Origin of the sequence: Pseudomonas viridiflava, assembly GCF_900602065.1 — a bacterium.
Lineage (GTDB): Bacteria > Pseudomonadota > Gammaproteobacteria > Pseudomonadales > Pseudomonadaceae > Aquipseudomonas.
Genome location: NZ_UWFN01000070.1, coordinates 1 through 294 on the forward strand (window position 1 = coordinate 1; position 294 = coordinate 294).

The window sequence follows — 294 nt, forward strand, 5'->3', positions numbered from 1 at the left end:
ATACTGGCGTATGCCGATCAGTTGCGTCGTCTCGGCGCCGAGGCGCAGGCTGAAGGAGTGCTGCGCTCTGCTCTCAAGCGCGACTACAGCAGCCATCTGGCCCGGTTGTACGGGCTGGTACGTGGCGGTGATCCGGCTAAGCAGCTGCAGACCGCAGAAGGTTGGCTCAAGCACCATCCGAGCGATCCGAGCCTGCTGCTGAGCCTGGGTCGTATCTGCCTGCAAAGCCGGCTTTGGGGCAAGGCTCGCGACTATCTGGAAAGAAGCCTGCGTCTGGAGCGTAACCCGGAAACG

The 294-nt window shown here is 62.6% G+C and carries 1 protein-coding gene; it reads left to right on the top strand.

Features of this window, described 5'->3' with window-relative positions:
* The coding region (locus EE949_RS01040; RefSeq protein WP_431194207.1) for a heme biosynthesis protein HemY at positions 1–294 on the top strand (294 nt) is incomplete at both ends.